At 60.9% G+C, this 16508-nt stretch carries 16 protein-coding genes and 1 pseudogene; 12 read left to right on the plus strand and 5 right to left on the minus strand.

The features are described 5' to 3' along the window. The first annotated feature begins 102 nt into the window (after positions 1–102). The 5 genes from ACQKP2_RS09495 to ACQKP2_RS09515 all read left to right on the plus strand — a co-directional run bounded on the left by ACQKP2_RS09495 (position 103) and on the right by ACQKP2_RS09515 (position 5460). On the plus strand, positions 103–1458 hold the full coding sequence (locus ACQKP2_RS09495) for a M16 family metallopeptidase (protein WP_427576015.1): 1356 nt from the start codon (positions 103–105) through the stop codon (positions 1456–1458). Continuing rightward, positions 1451–2941, plus strand: coding sequence for a M16 family metallopeptidase (locus ACQKP2_RS09500; protein WP_427576016.1), 1491 nt, complete (start codon positions 1451–1453; stop codon positions 2939–2941). Before ACQKP2_RS09495 ends, ACQKP2_RS09500 begins: the two co-directional genes overlap by 8 nt. Further along, on the plus strand, positions 2941–3549 hold the full coding sequence (rsmD, locus tag ACQKP2_RS09505) for a 16S rRNA (guanine(966)-N(2))-methyltransferase RsmD (protein ID WP_427576017.1): 609 nt from the start codon (positions 2941–2943) through the stop codon (positions 3547–3549). Before ACQKP2_RS09500 ends, rsmD begins: the two co-directional genes overlap by 1 nt. A gap of 62 nt (positions 3550–3611) precedes the next feature. Next, positions 3612–4610, plus strand: a complete 999-nt coding sequence (locus ACQKP2_RS09510; protein ID WP_427576018.1) for a hydrolase — start codon at positions 3612–3614, stop codon at positions 4608–4610. Between the two features lie 4 nt (positions 4611–4614). Beyond that, a complete protein-coding gene (locus tag ACQKP2_RS09515) occupies positions 4615–5460 on the plus strand; it encodes an AraC family ligand binding domain-containing protein (RefSeq protein WP_427576019.1) in 846 nt (281 codons plus the stop codon). Between the two features lie 103 nt (positions 5461–5563). On the opposite strand, the gene ACQKP2_RS09520 is transcribed toward ACQKP2_RS09515, so the two are convergent. After that, positions 5564–6418, minus strand: a complete 855-nt coding sequence (locus ACQKP2_RS09520) for a sulfurtransferase (protein WP_427576020.1) — start codon at positions 6416–6418, stop codon at positions 5564–5566. Positions 6419–6451: 33 nt separating this feature from the next. Next, the gene (locus tag ACQKP2_RS09525) at positions 6452–7120 is read right to left on the minus strand and encodes a TetR/AcrR family transcriptional regulator (RefSeq protein WP_427576021.1); all 669 of its coding nucleotides are present in this window, start codon (positions 7118–7120) and stop codon (positions 6452–6454) included. 146 nt (positions 7121–7266) lie between these two features. On the opposite strand from ACQKP2_RS09525, the gene ACQKP2_RS09530 reads away from it, so the two are divergent. The 5 genes from ACQKP2_RS09530 to ACQKP2_RS09550 all read left to right on the plus strand — a co-directional run bounded on the left by ACQKP2_RS09530 (position 7267) and on the right by ACQKP2_RS09550 (position 11987). Then, a complete protein-coding gene (locus tag ACQKP2_RS09530) occupies positions 7267–8697 on the plus strand; it encodes a coniferyl aldehyde dehydrogenase (protein ID WP_427576022.1) in 1431 nt (476 codons plus the stop codon). 28 nt (positions 8698–8725) lie between these two features. After that, positions 8726–9271, plus strand: coding sequence for a twin-arginine translocation pathway signal protein (locus ACQKP2_RS09535; RefSeq protein WP_427576023.1), 546 nt, complete (start codon positions 8726–8728; stop codon positions 9269–9271). Positions 9272–9366: 95 nt separating this feature from the next. Then, the gene (locus ACQKP2_RS09540; RefSeq protein ID WP_427576024.1) at positions 9367–10962 is read left to right on the plus strand and encodes a GMC family oxidoreductase N-terminal domain-containing protein; all 1596 of its coding nucleotides are present in this window, start codon (positions 9367–9369) and stop codon (positions 10960–10962) included. Between the two features lie 115 nt (positions 10963–11077). After that, the gene (gene coaD, locus ACQKP2_RS09545; RefSeq protein WP_007939322.1) at positions 11078–11557 is read left to right on the plus strand and encodes a pantetheine-phosphate adenylyltransferase; all 480 of its coding nucleotides are present in this window, start codon (positions 11078–11080) and stop codon (positions 11555–11557) included. Positions 11558–11735: 178 nt separating this feature from the next. Next, positions 11736–11987, plus strand: coding sequence for a YfhL family 4Fe-4S dicluster ferredoxin (locus ACQKP2_RS09550; protein ID WP_085723842.1), 252 nt, complete (start codon positions 11736–11738; stop codon positions 11985–11987). A 137-nt stretch (positions 11988–12124) separates the two neighbouring features. Here ACQKP2_RS09550 and mutM read toward each other — a convergent pair whose 3' ends face one another. Together mutM and ACQKP2_RS09560 are read right to left on the minus strand one after the other, a co-directional pair. Continuing rightward, the gene (gene mutM / locus ACQKP2_RS09555; protein WP_427576025.1) at positions 12125–12937 is read right to left on the minus strand and encodes a bifunctional DNA-formamidopyrimidine glycosylase/DNA-(apurinic or apyrimidinic site) lyase; all 813 of its coding nucleotides are present in this window, start codon (positions 12935–12937) and stop codon (positions 12125–12127) included. Positions 12938–12981: 44 nt separating this feature from the next. Beyond that, on the minus strand, positions 12982–13794 hold the full coding sequence (locus ACQKP2_RS09560) for an HDOD domain-containing protein (RefSeq protein WP_427576029.1): 813 nt from the start codon (positions 13792–13794) through the stop codon (positions 12982–12984). Positions 13795–14026: 232 nt separating this feature from the next. Here ACQKP2_RS09560 and ACQKP2_RS09565 point away from each other — a divergent pair, with 232 nt between their 5' ends. Continuing rightward, a complete protein-coding gene (locus ACQKP2_RS09565; RefSeq protein WP_427576026.1) occupies positions 14027–15223 on the plus strand; it encodes a class I SAM-dependent rRNA methyltransferase in 1197 nt (398 codons plus the stop codon). Positions 15224–15346: 123 nt separating this feature from the next. Here ACQKP2_RS09565 and ACQKP2_RS09570 read toward each other — a convergent pair whose 3' ends face one another. Then, positions 15347–15805, minus strand: coding sequence for an REP-associated tyrosine transposase (locus tag ACQKP2_RS09570; RefSeq protein WP_427576027.1), 459 nt, complete (start codon positions 15803–15805; stop codon positions 15347–15349). Between the two features lie 431 nt (positions 15806–16236). Here ACQKP2_RS09570 and ACQKP2_RS09575 point away from each other — a divergent pair. Further along, positions 16237–16508: pseudogene (locus tag ACQKP2_RS09575) on the plus strand (hypothetical protein); the annotation flags it as partial.

Raw genomic sequence — 16508 nt, forward strand, 5'->3', positions numbered from 1 at the left:
GGCCTGATAGGCGTGGCCGCCAGTAAAACGGACCGTTATCCTAGCACCTCCTCGCCCGCCTAGGCTAAGACCAAGCGGACAGCCCAACAGGTTTAAACACGAATGAATGCTCTAGCCCGCCGTGCCGCAGGCCTGCTGCTCAGCACAGTTTGTCTGCCTCTCTCAGCCCTGGCTGCCGACCCACAACCCACACACGAATTTACCCTCGACAATGGCTTGAAGGTCGTCGTGCGCGAAGACCATCGCGCCCCCGTGGTGGTTTCCCAGATCTGGTACAAAGTCGGCTCCAGCTACGAGACACCCGGCCAGACCGGCCTGTCCCATGCCCTGGAACACATGATGTTCAAGGGCAGCGAGAAAGTCGGTCCCGGCGAGGCATCGCTGATCCTGCGCGACCTCGGCGCCGAGGAAAACGCCTTTACCAGCGACGATTTCACCGCGTATTACCAGGTGCTGGCCCGCGACCGCCTGGGCGTGGCCTTCGAACTGGAAGCCGACCGCATGGCCAGCCTGCGCCTGCCACCGGACGAATTCGCCCGGGAGATCGAAGTCATCAAGGAAGAGCGTCGCTTGCGTACCGACGACAAACCAATGTCCAAGGCCTACGAGCGCTTCAAGGCCATGGCCTATCCGGCCAGCGGCTATCACACGCCGACCATCGGCTGGATGGCGGACCTGGAGCGCATGAAAGTCGAAGAGCTGCGCCACTGGTATGAATCCTGGTACGCACCGAACAATGCCACCCTGGTGGTGGTCGGCGACGTGACACCCGATGAAGTCAAAACCCTTGCCCAACGCTATTTCGGCCCGGTCGCGAAACGCGCGGTGCCACCGGCGAAAATCCCGCTGGAGCTGGCCGAACCCGGCGAGCGCCAGATAACCCTGCACGTGAAAACCCAATTGCCGAGCCTGATGCTGGCCTTCAACGTGCCAAGCATCGCCACCGCGCAAGACAAACGCTCGGTCAACGCCCTGCGCCTGATTGCCGCCCTGCTCGACGGCGGCTACAGCGCACGCATCCCGACTCAACTGGAGCGCGGCGAAGAACTGGTCTCCGGTGGTTCGTCGAGTTACGACGCCTACACCCGGGGCGACAGCCTGTTTACCCTGTCGGCAACGCCCAACAGCCAGAAACACAAAACCATGGCTCAGGCGGAAGCCGGCTTGTGGAAGCTGCTTGAACAGCTGAAAACCACCGCACCGTCCACCGAGGAGCTGGAGCGCGTGCGCGCCCAGGTCATCGCCGGACTCGTCTACGAGCGCGACTCGATCAGCAGCCAGGCCACCGCTATCGGCCAACTGGAAACCGTCGGCCTGTCCTGGAGACTGATGGACACCGAACTGGCGGACCTGGAAAGCGTGACACCACAAGATATCCAAAACGCCGCCAAGCTGTATTTCACCCGCGAACGTCTCAGCGTCGCCCATGTACTGCCAGAGGAGACGCCTCATGAGTGAAGTCAAAAAATCCCGCGCAGCCCTGCTCGGCCTGATTGCGGCTGCCCTGATCGGGTCCGCCGCCTTTTATTTCTCCAGGACCGGCGAATCCGTTGCCAGCGAAGCCCTGGACAAGGCCAAGGCCAGCCAGAAGCTGCAATCGCTGACGGAACTCAACGGCAAGGCGCCAAGCCACCGCAAACTCGACGTACAGACGTGGAGCACCGCCGAAGGCGCCAAGGTGCTGTTCGTCGAAGCCCGCGAGCTGCCGATGTTCGACATGCGCCTGATCTTCGCCGCCGGCAGCAGCCAGGACGGCAACGCACCGGGCCTGGCGCTGCTGACCAACGCCATGCTCAATGAGGGTGTGGCCGGCAAGGATGTCAGTGCCATCGCCCAGGGCTTCGAGGGCCTGGGCGCCGATTTCGGCAACGGTGCCTACAAAGACATGGCCGTAGCATCCTTGCGCAGCCTCAGCGCGACGGACAAACGCGAGCCGGCGTTGAAGCTGTTCGCTGAGGTCGTCGGCAAACCGACCTTCCCCGCCGATTCCCTTACCCGCATCAAGAACCAGATGCTCGCCGGCTTCGAATATCAGAAACAGAACCCCGGTAAACTGGCCAGCCTTGAGTTGATGGACCGTTTGTACGGCGATCATCCCTACGCGCACGCCAGCGATGGCACGGCGAAAACCGTTCCGGCCATAACCCAGGCGCAATTGCGCGCATTCCATGAAAAAGCCTATGCGGCAGGTAACGTCGTGATTGCACTGGTCGGCGACTTGTCCCGCCCGGAAGCTGAAGCCATTGCCGCCCAGGTTTCCTCCGCACTGCCCAAAGGTCCGGCCCTGCCGAAAATCGCCCAGCCGACCGAGCCCAAGGCCAGCGTCAGCCACATCGAATTCCCTTCAAAGCAGACCAACCTGATACTCGCGCAACTGGGTATCGACCGTGATGATCCGGACTATGCGGCACTGTCCATGGGCAACCAGATCCTCGGTGGTGGTGGCTTCGGCACTCGACTGATGAGCGAAGTGCGCGAGAAGCGTGGCCTGTCGTACGGCGTGTACTCGGGCTTCACTCCGATGCAGGTACGTGGTCCGTTCATGATCAACCTGCAAACCCGTGCCGAAATGAGCGAGGGCACCCTCAAACTGGTGCAGGATGTCCTGGCCGACTACCTTAAAACCGGCCCGACCGAAAAAGAACTCGACGATGCCAAGCGCGAGCTGGCCGGCAGCTTCCCGCTGTCCACCGCCAGCAATGCCGATATCGTCGGCCAACTGGGCGCAATCGGCTTCTACAACCTGCCGTTGAGCCATCTGGAAGACTTCATGCAGCAGTCGCAGAACCTGACTGTCGAGCAAGTCAGGACCGCACTGAACAAACACCTGAGCACGGATAAAATGGTCATCGTCAGCGCTGGCCCGACCGTGCCGCAAAAGCCGTTACCGGCCCCTACTGATAAACCTGCCGAGCAACCGCTCGGGGTTCCGGAGCATTAATGGCCAACCCAAGAAAGCCTGCGCAAAAACTGCACAACGGCATCAACCAACTGCGCATCATCGGCGGCGAATGGCGCAGCCGCAAATTGAGCTTCCCCGACGCCCCTGGCCTGCGCCCAACGCCGGACCGGGTGCGCGAAACGCTGTTCAACTGGCTTGCGCCCTACGTACCGGGCGCCAAGGTACTCGACCCGTTCACTGGCAGCGGTGCGCTGTTCCTGGAGGCCTTGTCCCGTGGCGCGGCCATGGGCCAGGCGCTGGATGCCAGCAGCCTCGCGGTGTCCAGCCTCAAGGAGCACCTGGGCACGCTGCGCTGCACCACCGGCCATGTCCAGACCGCCGATGCCCTGCGTTATCTGGAAACCCAGCCTGCAACGGCTTATGACCTGGTGTTCCTCGACCCACCGTTCAACCAGGACCTGCTGCCTGCCGTTTGCACGTTGCTCGAAGAGCGCCAATGGCTGGCCGAGGATGCCTGGGTATACACCGAAAGCGAAACCGCTCCCTCGACCCTTGGCCTGCCGGGTAACTGGCGGCTGCATCGGGAACAAAAGTCCGGGCGGGTCTATTATTCCTTGTGGCAACGTATGACAGAAATCGCCGGTTGATTGACCGGCCAGTACAAGGCGCAAACATCGTCGATGCATGCGCCGCTGCTTCGAGAACGATCGTGCCTCATCCGTCAGAATGCTTCGTCCCTGCCTTCGGCCTTGGCAATCCGCACTTGCAGACCTTGTGGGGACCGCTTTGGCGCAAGACCACCCATATCGACCGCGAACGTGAACGCCTGTGGCTCGAGGATGGCGACTTCCTCGACCTCGACTGGCATGGGCCGCATAGCCTCGAAGCGCCGCTGGTGCTGGTGTTGCACGGTCTCACCGGCTCGTCGAATTCACCCTACGTGGCCGGCATACAAAAAGCCTTGGGGGACAAGGGCTGGGCCAGCGTCGCCCTGAACTGGCGCGGTTGTTCCGGCGAACCCAATCTGCTGCCACGCAGCTACCATTCCGGTGCCAGCGAAGACCTGGCCGAAACCATCAGGCATTTGCGCGCCAAACGGCCACTGGCACCGCTGTATGCGGTCGGATACTCCCTGGGTGGCAACGTGCTGCTCAAGCACCTCGGCGAATCCGGCAGCGACAGCGGCGTGCTCGGCGCGGTTGCGGTGTCGGTGCCGTTTCGCCTGGACCAGTGCGCCGACCGTATCGGCCAGGGCTTTTCAAAGGTCTATCAGGCGCATTTCATGCGCGAGATGCTGGCCTACATCAAGAACAAGCAACGCCAGTTTCAACGGGACGGACGCGAGGAGGACCTGGCGACGCTCGCGGCGCTCGGCTCACTGGAAAACTTGCGCACGTTCTGGGATTTCGATGGCCGGGTCACCGCGCCGCTCAATGGCTTTGCCGACGCCCACGACTACTACCGCCGCGCATCGAGCCGCTATTTCCTTGGGGAAATCCGTACGCCGACCTTGATCATTCACGCCGCGGACGATCCTTTCGTGTTTCCCCACAGCTTGCCGCTGCCTGATGAGCTGTCCACCAGCACACAGTTCGAGTTGCAGAGCAAAGGGGGGCATGTCGGGTTCGTGGACGGTTCGGTCAGGCAGCCGGGGTACTACCTGGAACGGCGCATTCCCCAGTGGCTGGCCGGCGCAGGACGCGTTTAGGACAATGGAAAGCGCTCAAGGCGAATCGATTCATTTCTGGCAAACCGCGCCATTGGCCGGCGTCGAGTTGTTGTCGGCGCGGTACATCGAACAACGTTTCGCGCCTCACGTACATGACGGCTACGTGATCGGCATGATCATGGCCGGTGCCCAGCGTTATCGTTATCGCGGCGCAGAACACCTGGCAGGCAGCGGCACGCTGGTACTGATCAATCCAGACGAATTGCACACCGGTCACAAAGGCACGGAGGGCGGATGGCTGTACCGCGCGTACTACCCGGACAGCGGACAGATCCTGTCCTTGCTGGCTGAACTCGAACTGCCAACCCACAATCTGCCGGCATTCGGCGCCACGCTGTACCGCGATCCCGACCTGGTCAACGGTTTCTGCCAATTGCATCGCCTGCTGGAAACACCCTCTACCGCCCTGCAACAGCAAACGGTCTGGCGCGAACTGATGCTGTCGTTGTTGCAACGTCATGCGGGGGTTGTGCAGGCGGGTAAGCCGGGCAAGGAGCACCGGGCAGTGACGCTGGCCAAGGAGTTGTTGCACACGCAACTGGCGGCGCCACCGTCGCTGGAGGAGCTGGCGACGGCGGTGAACCTGTCACCCTTCCATTTCGCCCGCGTGTTTCGTCGCGCTACCGGCATGCCGCCGCACACCTGGCTCATGCAACAGCGCATCGCCCGGGCGCGGGCATTGCTGCAAGGCGGTTGCCTGCCAGTGGAGGTCGCCATGCAACTGGGCTTTGCCGATCAGAGTCACCTGAGCCGGCAGTTCAAGCAGGTGTATGGGGTTGGGCCGGCGGCCTATCGAAGCGCCCGGCAACTGCTGACCAAAAACCTTTGATGTGGGAGCGAGCCTGCTCGCGATAGCGGAGTATCAGTCGACCAGGGTGTGACTGATGGATCGTAATCGCGAGCAGGCTCGCTCCCACAGGTTTTCGTGGTGATTACTCGCCTGTGGCAATGCCCCGCGCAGGATCGTTAATCCACTCACTCCACGACCCGGCATACAAGGCACCCAACGGATAACCCGCCAGACACAATGCAAACAGGTTATGGCAGGCCGTCACGCCGGACCCGCAATACGCAATCAGACCATCCGCCGGACGACCGCCCAGCTTCTCGGCAAACCGCTGCTTGAGTTGGTCGGCGGGCAGAAAGCGTCCATCGCTGCCCAGGTTGTCGGTGAATGCCGCGCATTGCGCACCGGGAATGTGCCCGGCAACCGGGTCGATAGGCTCCACCTCGCCCTTGAAGCGCGGCAAGGCACGGGCGTCGATGAGCGTCAGCTCGGGCTGACCGAGGCGCTTCTGCAACTGCTCGGCACTGCGCAACAATGAAGGGTCCGGCACGCCTTTGAACGTGCCACGGGCGCTCGATGGCGGGTCCAGACTCAGGGGCAGACCGGCTGCGTGCCAGGCCTTGAGCCCGCCATCGAGGATGAACACGCCATCGCGCTTGCCCAGCCAGGCCAGCAACCACCAGGCCCGCGCGGCGTATGCACCAGGGCCGTCGTCATACAGAATCACTTCACTGTCGTTATCGAGGCCAAAGGATTGCAGGCGTTCGATCAAGTCCGCCGGCTCGGGCAAGGGATGGCGCCCGGTCACGCCTTTGATGATTTTTCCACTGAGATCACGCTCCAGATCGGCATAAGCCGACCCGGCGATGTGGCCTTCGGCATAGCTGCGCTGACCGTAATCCGGGTCTTCGAGGGCAAAACGACAATCCAGAATCACCAGCCCCGGCTGTTCCTTTTTCAGGTCCAACGCTTGCGGGCTGATCAGTTGCGCAATGGGCATAACAGGCTCCTGTAGTCATTCACTTCAGATGATTCAAAGCTCTTCGAGTGCCTGCGCCAGCGGCACGTAGAACTCCTCAAACAATGCGTTGACCTCATCTCGCGATTGCTCCGTGACGAAGCCGGCCTCCAGCACGAGCACCTGATAAACGCCGCGTTTGATCGCCTGCTCGCTGAGGTGACTGGAGTTTTCCCGCGTGGTGCACAGAAAACGCACCCAGGACGTGAGAATGATCCAGGCATTGAGGGTCAGGGACTCGATTTGCACCCGATCCATTTTCAGGATGCCGGCCGCGACAAAGCCGTCGTAGATGGCCGCTCCCTGGATCAGGCAGCGCTGGGAAAAGCGCCGATAGCGGCCGGCCAGATCCGGGTCGCTATCGAGCAGGTGCTCCAGATCGCGATGCAGAAACCGGTAACGCCACATCGCCGAGAGCAGCTCCTTGAGGTAGAAACGCTTGTCCTCGACCGTGGCCGCACGCCCCTGAGGCGGGCGCAGGAAGCTGTCCACCAGGCTTTCGTACTCGCTGAACAGCACGGCGATAATCGCCTGCTTGTTAGGGAAGTGGTAGTACAGGTTGCCCGGGGAAATTTCCATGTGGGCCGCGATGTGGTTGGTGCTGATGCTGCGCTCGCCCTGCTGATTGAACAGCTCCAGGCTGTTCTGCACGATGCGCTCGCTGGTTTTGATCCGTGGGGCCATGGCTTGAGCTTTAATTCAGAGTGCGTTGATGGGCATCTTACGACCTATCCGGCAATGGATAAAACAAAGCTTAGCCGGGATGTCATTTGACTTTTTAGAGTATAGGCTCTAAAAAACACCTCATTACAATAAACCCGGAGCCGACCATGACCGCTGAAATTTCCTACCTGCAAGCGCTGCAGCAGCCTCTGGATGAGCTTCACGCCCTGTTCGATGCGCAACGCGCCGCCTATGCCGCCAACCCGATGCCGCCCGCCGGTCAGCGCCAGCAATGGCTCAAGGCGTTGCGCGACCTGCTGAACAGCGAGCGCCAGGCCTTGATCGATGCAATCAGCCAGGATTTCAGCCACCGCAGCGCCGATGAAACCCTGCTCGCGGAGCTGATGCCCAGTCTGCACGGTATCCACTACGCCAGCCGTCACCTCAAAGGCTGGATGCGCCCGTCGCGGCGCAAGGTCGGCATGGCCTTCCAGCCAGCGGCGGCCAAAGTGGTCTATCAGCCGTTGGGCGTGGTCGGTGTCATCGTGCCGTGGAACTACCCGCTGTACCTGGCCATCGGACCTCTGGTCGGTGCGTTGTCGGCGGGCAATCGGGTGATGCTCAAGCTCAGCGAATCGACCCCGGCCACCGGTTTGTTGCTCAAGGAACTGTTGGGACGGATCTTTCCCCAGGACCTGGTTTGCGTCGTGCTGGGTGAGTCCGATATCGGCGTGGCGTTTTCAAGGCTGCGCTTCGATCACTTGCTGTTCACCGGCGCCACCAGCATCGGCAAGCACGTCATGCGCGCGGCGGCGGAGAACCTGACACCGGTCACTCTGGAGCTGGGCGGCAAGTCGCCGGCCATTGTGTCGCGCGATGTACCGCTCAAGGACGCCGCCGAACGTATCGCATTCGGCAAGACCCTCAACGCGGGGCAAACCTGCGTGGCCCCCGACTATGTGCTGGTGCCCGAAGAACGCGTTGGCGCGTTTGTCGAGACCTATCGTCAAACCGTTCGCGGCTTTTACCCGACGCTGGTCGATAACCCGGACTACACCGCGATCATCAATGACCGACAACTGGCCCGACTCAACAGCTATATCAGCGATGCCACCAGCAAGGGTGCGTTGCTGATTCCAATGTTCGAACAGGGTCAGGGACGGCGCATGGGCCATAGCCTGCTGCTCAACGTCAACGATGAAATGACCGTGATGCAGGACGAAATCTTCGGCCCCTTGCTGCCAATCGTGCCGTACAAGGATCTTGATCAGGCATTCGTCTACATCAATCAGCGCCCTCGCCCCCTGGCGCTGTATTACTTCGGCTACGACAAGCGCGAGCAGAATCGCGTGCTTCATGAAACCCATTCCGGCGGCGTGTGCCTGAACGACACCTTGCTGCACGTCGCCCAGGACGACATGCCGTTCGGCGGCATCGGCCCTTCGGGCATGGGCCATTACCATGGCCACGAGGGTTTCCTGACCTTCAGCAAGGCCAAGGGTGTGCTGATCAAGCAGCGCTTCAACGCGGCGAAGCTGATTTACCCGCCGTATGGAAAATCCATCCAGAAACTGATCCAGAAGTTGTTCATCCGCTAACGATCATCAACCTCGGGTAATAACAATAATGAACCCAAGCTTGTCCGGTACTCCCGCGCTGTCACGGCGCGGGCTGCTCAAGTTCAGCCTCGGCGCCAGCGCCTTTCTCGCCACCGCCGGGTTGGGGGCCAGTCTCAGTGGCTGTTCTTCGAGCATTGCAGCCAGCGGTTTCGCAGCACTGCGAAATACCGACCTGCCGTTTCTAAGGGCGCTGATCCCGGTAATGCTCGACGGCGCCGTGGCCGTGGAGCACCTGCCGGACGCCATCGATGGCACGTTGAAAAGCCTGGACTACAACCTCGCTCACCTGTCGCCGGAAATGCTCAAGCTGACCCGGCAATTGTTCGATGTGCTGGGCATGGCAGTGACTCGCGGACCACTGACCGGCATTTGGGGCAGTTGGGAAAACGCCGGCGCCGAAAACATCCGGCACTTCCTGGAGCGCTGGGAAAACAGCTCGTTGAGTTTGCTGCGCATGGGTCACAACTCATTGCTGCAACTGGTGATGATGGCCTGGTATGGACGCAAGGAATCCTGGGCGCATTGCGGATATCCCGGGCCGCCTGCGGTTTGAAACTGTGCAGACCCGTTCGCTGTAGGAGCGAGGCTTGCCCGCGAAGGCGCCATCCGCATCACCACCTACCCCCAAAATAACAAGAGACCCCCAAGATGCCCGTACCCGATCCGTTCCGCGAAGGCATGGCCCGTGGCTGGAAAACCTACAACGGTTCGCAACTGGAGCAGGACCTGGCCCTTGAAGCGGACGTGGCGATCATCGGCAGCGGCGCCGGTGGCGGAACCACGGCCGAAATCCTCAGCGAGGCCGGCTACAAGGTATTGCTGATTGAGGAAGGCCCGCTCAAGACCAGCAGCGACTTCAAGCTGCTCGAAGACCAGGCCTACGCCAGCCTGTATCAGGAAGGCATCGGCCGCATGAGCAAGGATGGCGCGATCACCATCCTCCAGGGCCGGGCAGTGGGCGGCACCACGCTGATCAACTGGACCTCCAGTTTCCGCACCCCGGAGCCGACCCTGGAACACTGGGCCAAAGAGCACAACGTCAAAGGCCACTCGGTGGCCGAGATGGCGCCCTGGTTCGAGAAGATGGAGCAGCGCCTGGGCGTTGCCCCGTGGCAGGTGCCGCCCAATGCCAACAATGACGTGATCCGCAAGGGCTGCGAACAGCTGGGCTACAGCTGGCATGTGATTCCGCGCAATGTGCGCGGCTGCTGGAACCTCGGTTATTGCGGCATGGGCTGCCCGACCAACGCCAAACAATCGATGATGGTCACGACCATTCCGGCCACGCTGGAAAAGGGCGGCCAATTGCTCTACCTGGCCCGTGCCGAAAAGCTCCTGATCAATGGCGACAAGGTGACCGGCCTGCAATGCGTGGCCATGGACGAACGCTGTGTCGAGCCCACTGGCCGCCGCATCACGGTAAAGGCACGGCATTACGTGCTGGCTGGCGGTGGAATCAACAGCCCGGCGCTGTTATTGCGCTCGGACGCGCCCGACCCGCATAAACGGCTGGGCAAACGGACATTCCTGCACGTGGTGAACATGTCCGCCGGGCTGTTCGATGAGGTCATCAACCCGTTCTACGGGGCGCCGCAATCCATCTACTCCGATCATTTTCAATGGAAGGACGGCACCACCGGCAAGATCGGCTACAAACTGGAGGTGCCACCTCTGCACCCGGCGCTGGCGACAACGCTGCTCGGCGGCTTCGGTCAGGAAAATGCCCAACACATGGCCAACCTGCCCCATACCCACGCCATGCTCGCGCTGCTGCGCGACGGCTTTCACCCGGACAGCCCCGGCGGCAGTGTCGAATTGCGCGGTGACGGCACGCCGGTACTCGACTATCAGCTTTCGCCTTATGTCTGGGAGGGTTTGTGCCGGTCGTTCCATAGCATGGCCGAGATCCAGTTCGCCGCTGGCGCCAGCGCCGTGATGCCGATGCACGCCGACGCGCGCTATGTGAAAACCCTCGGTGAAGCGCGCACACTCATCGACGGCCTGAGCCTTGAGCGGTATCGCACGCGGCTGGGCAGCGCCCATGTCATGGGGGGATGCGCCATGGGTGACGACCCGAAAAGCGCCGTGACCGACAGCCTCGGACGGCATCATCAGCTGGGGAATCTGTCGATTCATGATGGCTCGCTGTTCCCCACCAGCATTGGTGCAAACCCGCAGTTATCGGTCTACGGATTGACGGCACAACTGGCCACTTCACTGGCGGAACGTTTGAAAAACCCGTGAAAATGACGAATATTCCCATCGTCTATAGTGCTTTCTTACCCAACAGGCGACTTGGCCGACCGGGAAGGCTGCGATACCATCCGACTCCCTAACGCACTCCCGCCAGGACGACGCGATGAACCGAGTGTTGTACCCAGGTACCTTCGACCCTATTACCAAGGGCCATGGCGATCTGGTCGAACGCGCCTCGCGCCTGTTCGATCACGTGATCATTGCTGTAGCCGCCAGCCCGAAGAAAAACCCGTTGTTTCCCCTGGAACAGCGAGTGGAGCTGGCCCGCGAGGTCACCAAACATCTGCCGAACGTTGAGGTTGTCGGCTTCTCGACGCTGCTGGCGCACTTTGCCAAAGAGCAGAATGCCAACGTGTTCCTGCGTGGCTTGCGCGCGGTGTCGGACTTCGAATACGAATTCCAGCTGGCCAACATGAACCGGCAACTGGCCCCGGATGTGGAAAGCCTGTTTCTTACCCCGTCCGAGCGTTATTCGTTCATTTCCTCGACGCTGGTCCGTGAAATTGCTGCCCTGGGCGGCGATATCACCAAGTTCGTGCACCCCGTGGTGGCGGACGCCCTGACCGAACGCTTCAAGAAGTAAACACCGCTACGGTGGGAGCCGCCTGCTCGAAATTGACGTCAACGGTGACGCGAAAAACCGGATAGACCCTGGTGTCAGAGGGTTTTTCGCGAGCAGGCTCGCTCCCACAGCACCAATGCGGCACAATTATGCGCATTGATTGATAGCGCCCGGGCTCGCCGCCCCGGCTGGAGTTAGCATGTCCCTGATCATCACCGACGATTGCATCAACTGCGACGTCTGCGAACCCGAGTGCCCGAACGCCGCCATTTCCCAGGGCGAAGAGATCTACGTGATCGATCCCAACCTGTGCACACAGTGCGTGGGCCACTACGACGAACCACAGTGCCAACAGGTCTGCCCGGTGGATTGCATTCCACTGGACGAAGCCCATCCGGAGACTCAGGAAGAGTTGATGGAGAAGTACCGGAAGATTACCGGCAAGGCTTGATCAGCGGTTCCTGTAGCGCCAGTCCCGGCCCCATCGCGAGCAGGCTCGCTCCCACAGGGTTACACGATACTTGTGAGAGCGAGCCTGCTCGCGATGGGGCCAGTTGTCACACCGAGCCACCCCAGACTGTCGTTGAATCAGCCCTGGCAACGCGGGCAAAAGACGCTGGCGCGCTGCCCGAGCTTCACTTCCCGCAATCCGGCCCCGCACACCTTGCAGTGCTCGCCGCCACGGCCATATACGAACAGCTCCTGCTGGAAGTAGCCCGGCTGGCCGTCTCCGCCGATAAAATCGCGCAACGTCGTACCCCCGCGCTCAATGGCGGCGGCGAGAATGCGCTTGATCTCGATGGCCAGCTTCAGGTATCGCCCTCGGGAAATGCTCCCGGCCTCGCGACGCGGGTCGATACCGGCGGCGAACAACGCCTCGGTCGCGTAGATATTGCCGACACCGACCACCACCGCGTTGTCCATGATGAACGGCTTTACCGCCATCGAACGCCCACGGGACATCTTGAACAAACGATCACCGTCGAACAGGTCGGTCAGTGGCTCCGGCCCCAGGTGGATCAACAATTCGTGGTTGAGCGGATCAAGGCTCCAGAGCATGGCGCCAAATCGGCGCGGATCGGTATAGCGCAACGCCAGACCCGACTCCAGTTCGATATCCACATGCTCATGTTTGGCCGCCGGAGTACCGACCTCCACCAGACGCAAATTCCCCGACATGCCCAAATGACTGATCAAGGTGCCCACTTCGGCATTGATCAGCAGGTACTTGGCGCGCCGCTCGACCAGCACGATGCGCTGGCCGGACAATCGCACATCCAGGTCCTCGGGAATCGGCCAGCGCAGGCGACGATCACGCACGATCACCCGGGTGACGCGCTGGCCTTCCAGGTGCGGGGCGATGCCGCGGCGGGTGGTTTCGACTTCTGGCAATTCAGGCATGGCGGTCTCGGATCGGACTTTCGTATTGAAAGAAGCTTTGCTGCTCAGCGAGTGCCGAGGTCGCGAATGGTCTGCTTGAGGGTGTCGAAGTCGTAGTCCGAGAGTCCGACATAATCGAGCACCAGAGGCCCGATGCTGTTCCATTCATGGTCTTCGGTCTGGTTGCCCAACACCCGGCAGGACGCACAAATGTGCTCGGCCATTTTCAGGATCGCCAGCAGGTTCTTCAACGAGCTGTTGCGTGAGGACTCATCGCTGAAGATGGCCAGGGCATTGTGATGATTGGCGATAGCCGCGCTCACGTGATCCGGCAGGCGCCAGGACTTGGCCGTGTAGTAACCGACCACTGCGTGATTGGTATTGAACACCTGGTTCTCGGTATCCACCACCCGGCAATCGGGACCGGCATTGGCGTAGGCCAGCTCCAGCACGCTCATGTAGTCGGGGAAACGCTGCAACATCAGCGGCACGCCGCAATCGTGAAACAGACCCAAGGCATACGCTTCGTCGCTGGCCTGGACGCCGATGTGCTTGGCCAGCGTCAGGCACGTCATCGCCACGTCCTGCGCCGTGTCCCAGAAGCGGTTCAGGGTGACGATGGTTTCGTCTTTCATCTCGCCCTTGATCGACTGCGCGTTGATCAGGTTGATGATCGAGCGGCTGCCCAACAGATTCACCGCGCGCTGGATCGAGGCGATCTTGTTGGTCAGGCCGTAATAAGGCGAGTTGACGATTTTCAGCAGGGAACCGGAGAGCCCTGGATCCTGGGAGATCAGCTTGGCGATCACGTCCAGATCCGGGTCGGGCATGTACTGCTCCATCTGCAGATCCACCATGATCTGCGGTTGGGCAGGCACACTGATGCCCTGCAGGGATTGCTGGATCTGTTCGGGCGTCAACTCTTGGGACATAAGTACACACTCTGGGCCAGCGGCAGATTCTAGCTTCTAAAATTTGGATCCGACACCTTGAGCGGTTAGTTGACACAAGTTTCATACAAATCCAGGCCTGATCACCGCATGTCCAGCCGGCGCGCCGTAGCCTTGCGCAACGCGGTATACTCCCGCTCTTTTTTTCCGGAGCGACGTCATGTCCCTGCCCAGCCTGCGCCTCAAAGCCAACGCCGACCGTCGTCTGCGCAACGGTCACTTGTGGGTCTACAGCAACGAAATCGATGTGAACGCCACTCCATTGCACGGCTTCAAGGCCGGCGACCAGGCAATCCTCGAAGCCGCCGGCGGCAAGACGCTGGGCATCGTCGCGATGAGCCCGAACAACCTGATCTGCGCCCGCCTGCTGTCGCGCGACATCAAGCTGCCGCTGGACAAGTCGCTGCTGGTGCACCGCCTCAACGTAGCCCTGTCGCTGCGTGAGCGCCTGTTCGACAAACCGTTCTACCGTCTGGTTTATGGCGATTCCGACCTGCTGCCGGGCCTGGTGGTCGACCGTTTCGGTGACATCCTGGTGGTGCAGATTGCCTCGGCAACCATGGAAGCCCACAAGGACGACGTAATCACCGCGCTGACCCAAGTACTCAAGCCGAGCGGCATCCTGTTCAAGAATGACTCCGCAGCTCGTGATGCCGAAGGCCTGAACCGCTACGTCGAGACCGTGTTCGGCCTGGTGCCGGAGTGGGTTGCGCTGGAAGAGAACGGCGTGAAATTCGAAGCACCGGTCATCGAAGGCCAGAAAACCGGCTGGTTCTACGATCACCGCATGAACCGCGCCCGCCTGGCGCCGTACGCCAAGGGCAAGCGTGTGCTGGACCTGTACAGCTACATCGGTGGCTGGGGCGTGCAAGCGGCAGCGTTCGGCGCCAGTGAAGTGTTCTGTGTCGACGCCTCCGGCTTCGCCCTCGACGGCGTCGAGCGCAACGCCGCACTGAACGGCTTTGCCGACAAAATGACCTGCATCGAAGGCGACGTGTTCGAAGCCCTGAAGGAACTCAAGGCCAGCGAAGAGCGCTTCGACGTCATCGTGGCCGACCCGCCCGCCTTCATCAAACGCAAGAAAGACATGAAAAACGGCGAAGGCGCCTACCGCCGCCTGAACGAACAGGCCATGCGCCTGCTCACCAAGGACGGCATCCTGGTCAGCGCTTCGTGCTCGATGCACCTGCCGGAAGACGACCTGCACAACATCCTGCTCACCAGCGCCCGTCACCTGGACCGTAACATCCAGATGCTCGAACGCGGCGGCCAGGGCCCGGACCATCCGGTGCACCCTGCCATCGCTGAAACGCGCTACATCAAGAGCATCACCTGCCGGTTGCTGCCTAACAGCTAACCCCGCCTTCCTGTAGGAGCGAGCACGCTCGCGATGGTCGTCAACGATAACGCTGGCGACCTGACACCCCGCGGTGCTCTGCCGTGCATCGCGAGTGTGCTCGCTCCTACAGGGACAGGGGCGTCAGATCCACATCGCATCCCATAGTGGATATTCGCCAATGTGGTCCACGAGACCTGCACGCAACGGGTTGGAGATGATGTAACGAGCGGCGAGCTTCAGATCTTCCTCCCAGCGCAGCGCCCTGTCGAAATAACCTTTCTGCCATAACCTCTCCGGATGACCTCGCTTCATATTGATTGCGCGGGCACTTCGAGCCTTGATGGTTTGCATCAGTTTCGGCAAGTCGCCGCTGTGCAGTTCGACCAGCCAGTGGAAGTGATCCGGCATGACCACCCAAGCGATGGAAGTGGCATTGCCGGCTTCCTGAGCTCTTTTGAACTCATTCACCACAACGCGACCAACGCGCCAATCCTGGAAAATTGGTTGTCGTTCATGGGTGACAGCAGTCAACAAATAGATACGCCCGGACTCCGAGCGACGACCTGTGCGTAATCGATGGGCGTGTGGCGTGTTGGACATTCCGTTGTCCTCTTCTGTGGTTGGAAGAGAAAACGTTAGACGCAACAGATAGCGACGGTGTGATGACAGAGAATCAGAATGTGTCCGCCGTAGCCCCTGTAGGAGCGAGCACGCTCGCGATGGACGACAGGGCACCGTTGGGTGTCAGGTTGCCAGCATTATCGTTGACGACCATCGCGAGCGTGCTCGCTCCTACAGGTCCCATGACAAGCCAGACGTCTCGCAAGCATTCCCTCCAGCCGCCAGCCGTGTAGAATCGCGAACATTCATCGCCAGTCATCCCCCGGCGGGTTTATGAGCTCAAGCTGAAGCGCGCGGCGATCCCGCAAAGTTATCGGCAGCTTCCGGACACACGGCCATTTCCGCGTGTTCCAGACGTCAATAGAAGCTCACTTCCCTTTTGATACCTGATTAGCCGCCCGGAGTGCTTCATGCCTGATTATCGTTCCAAGACATCCACCCATGGCCGCAACATGGCCGGCGCCCGCGCTCTGTGGCGCGCAACGGGGATGAAAGATGACGACTTCAAAAAGCCGATCATCGCCATTGCCAACTCCTTCACCCAGTTCGTACCGGGTCACGTGCACCTCAAGGACCTGGGTCAACTTGCAGAACGCGGTGACGGCCATTCCGATTTTGCCGTGGGCACCGGTTCAGCAGTAGAAGTAAAAGCTAATGTGGGAGCGAGCCTGCTCGCGATGGC

Origin of the sequence: Pseudomonas sp. NPDC089569, from assembly GCF_050280625.1 — a bacterium.
Taxonomy (GTDB): domain Bacteria; phylum Pseudomonadota; class Gammaproteobacteria; order Pseudomonadales; family Pseudomonadaceae; genus Aquipseudomonas.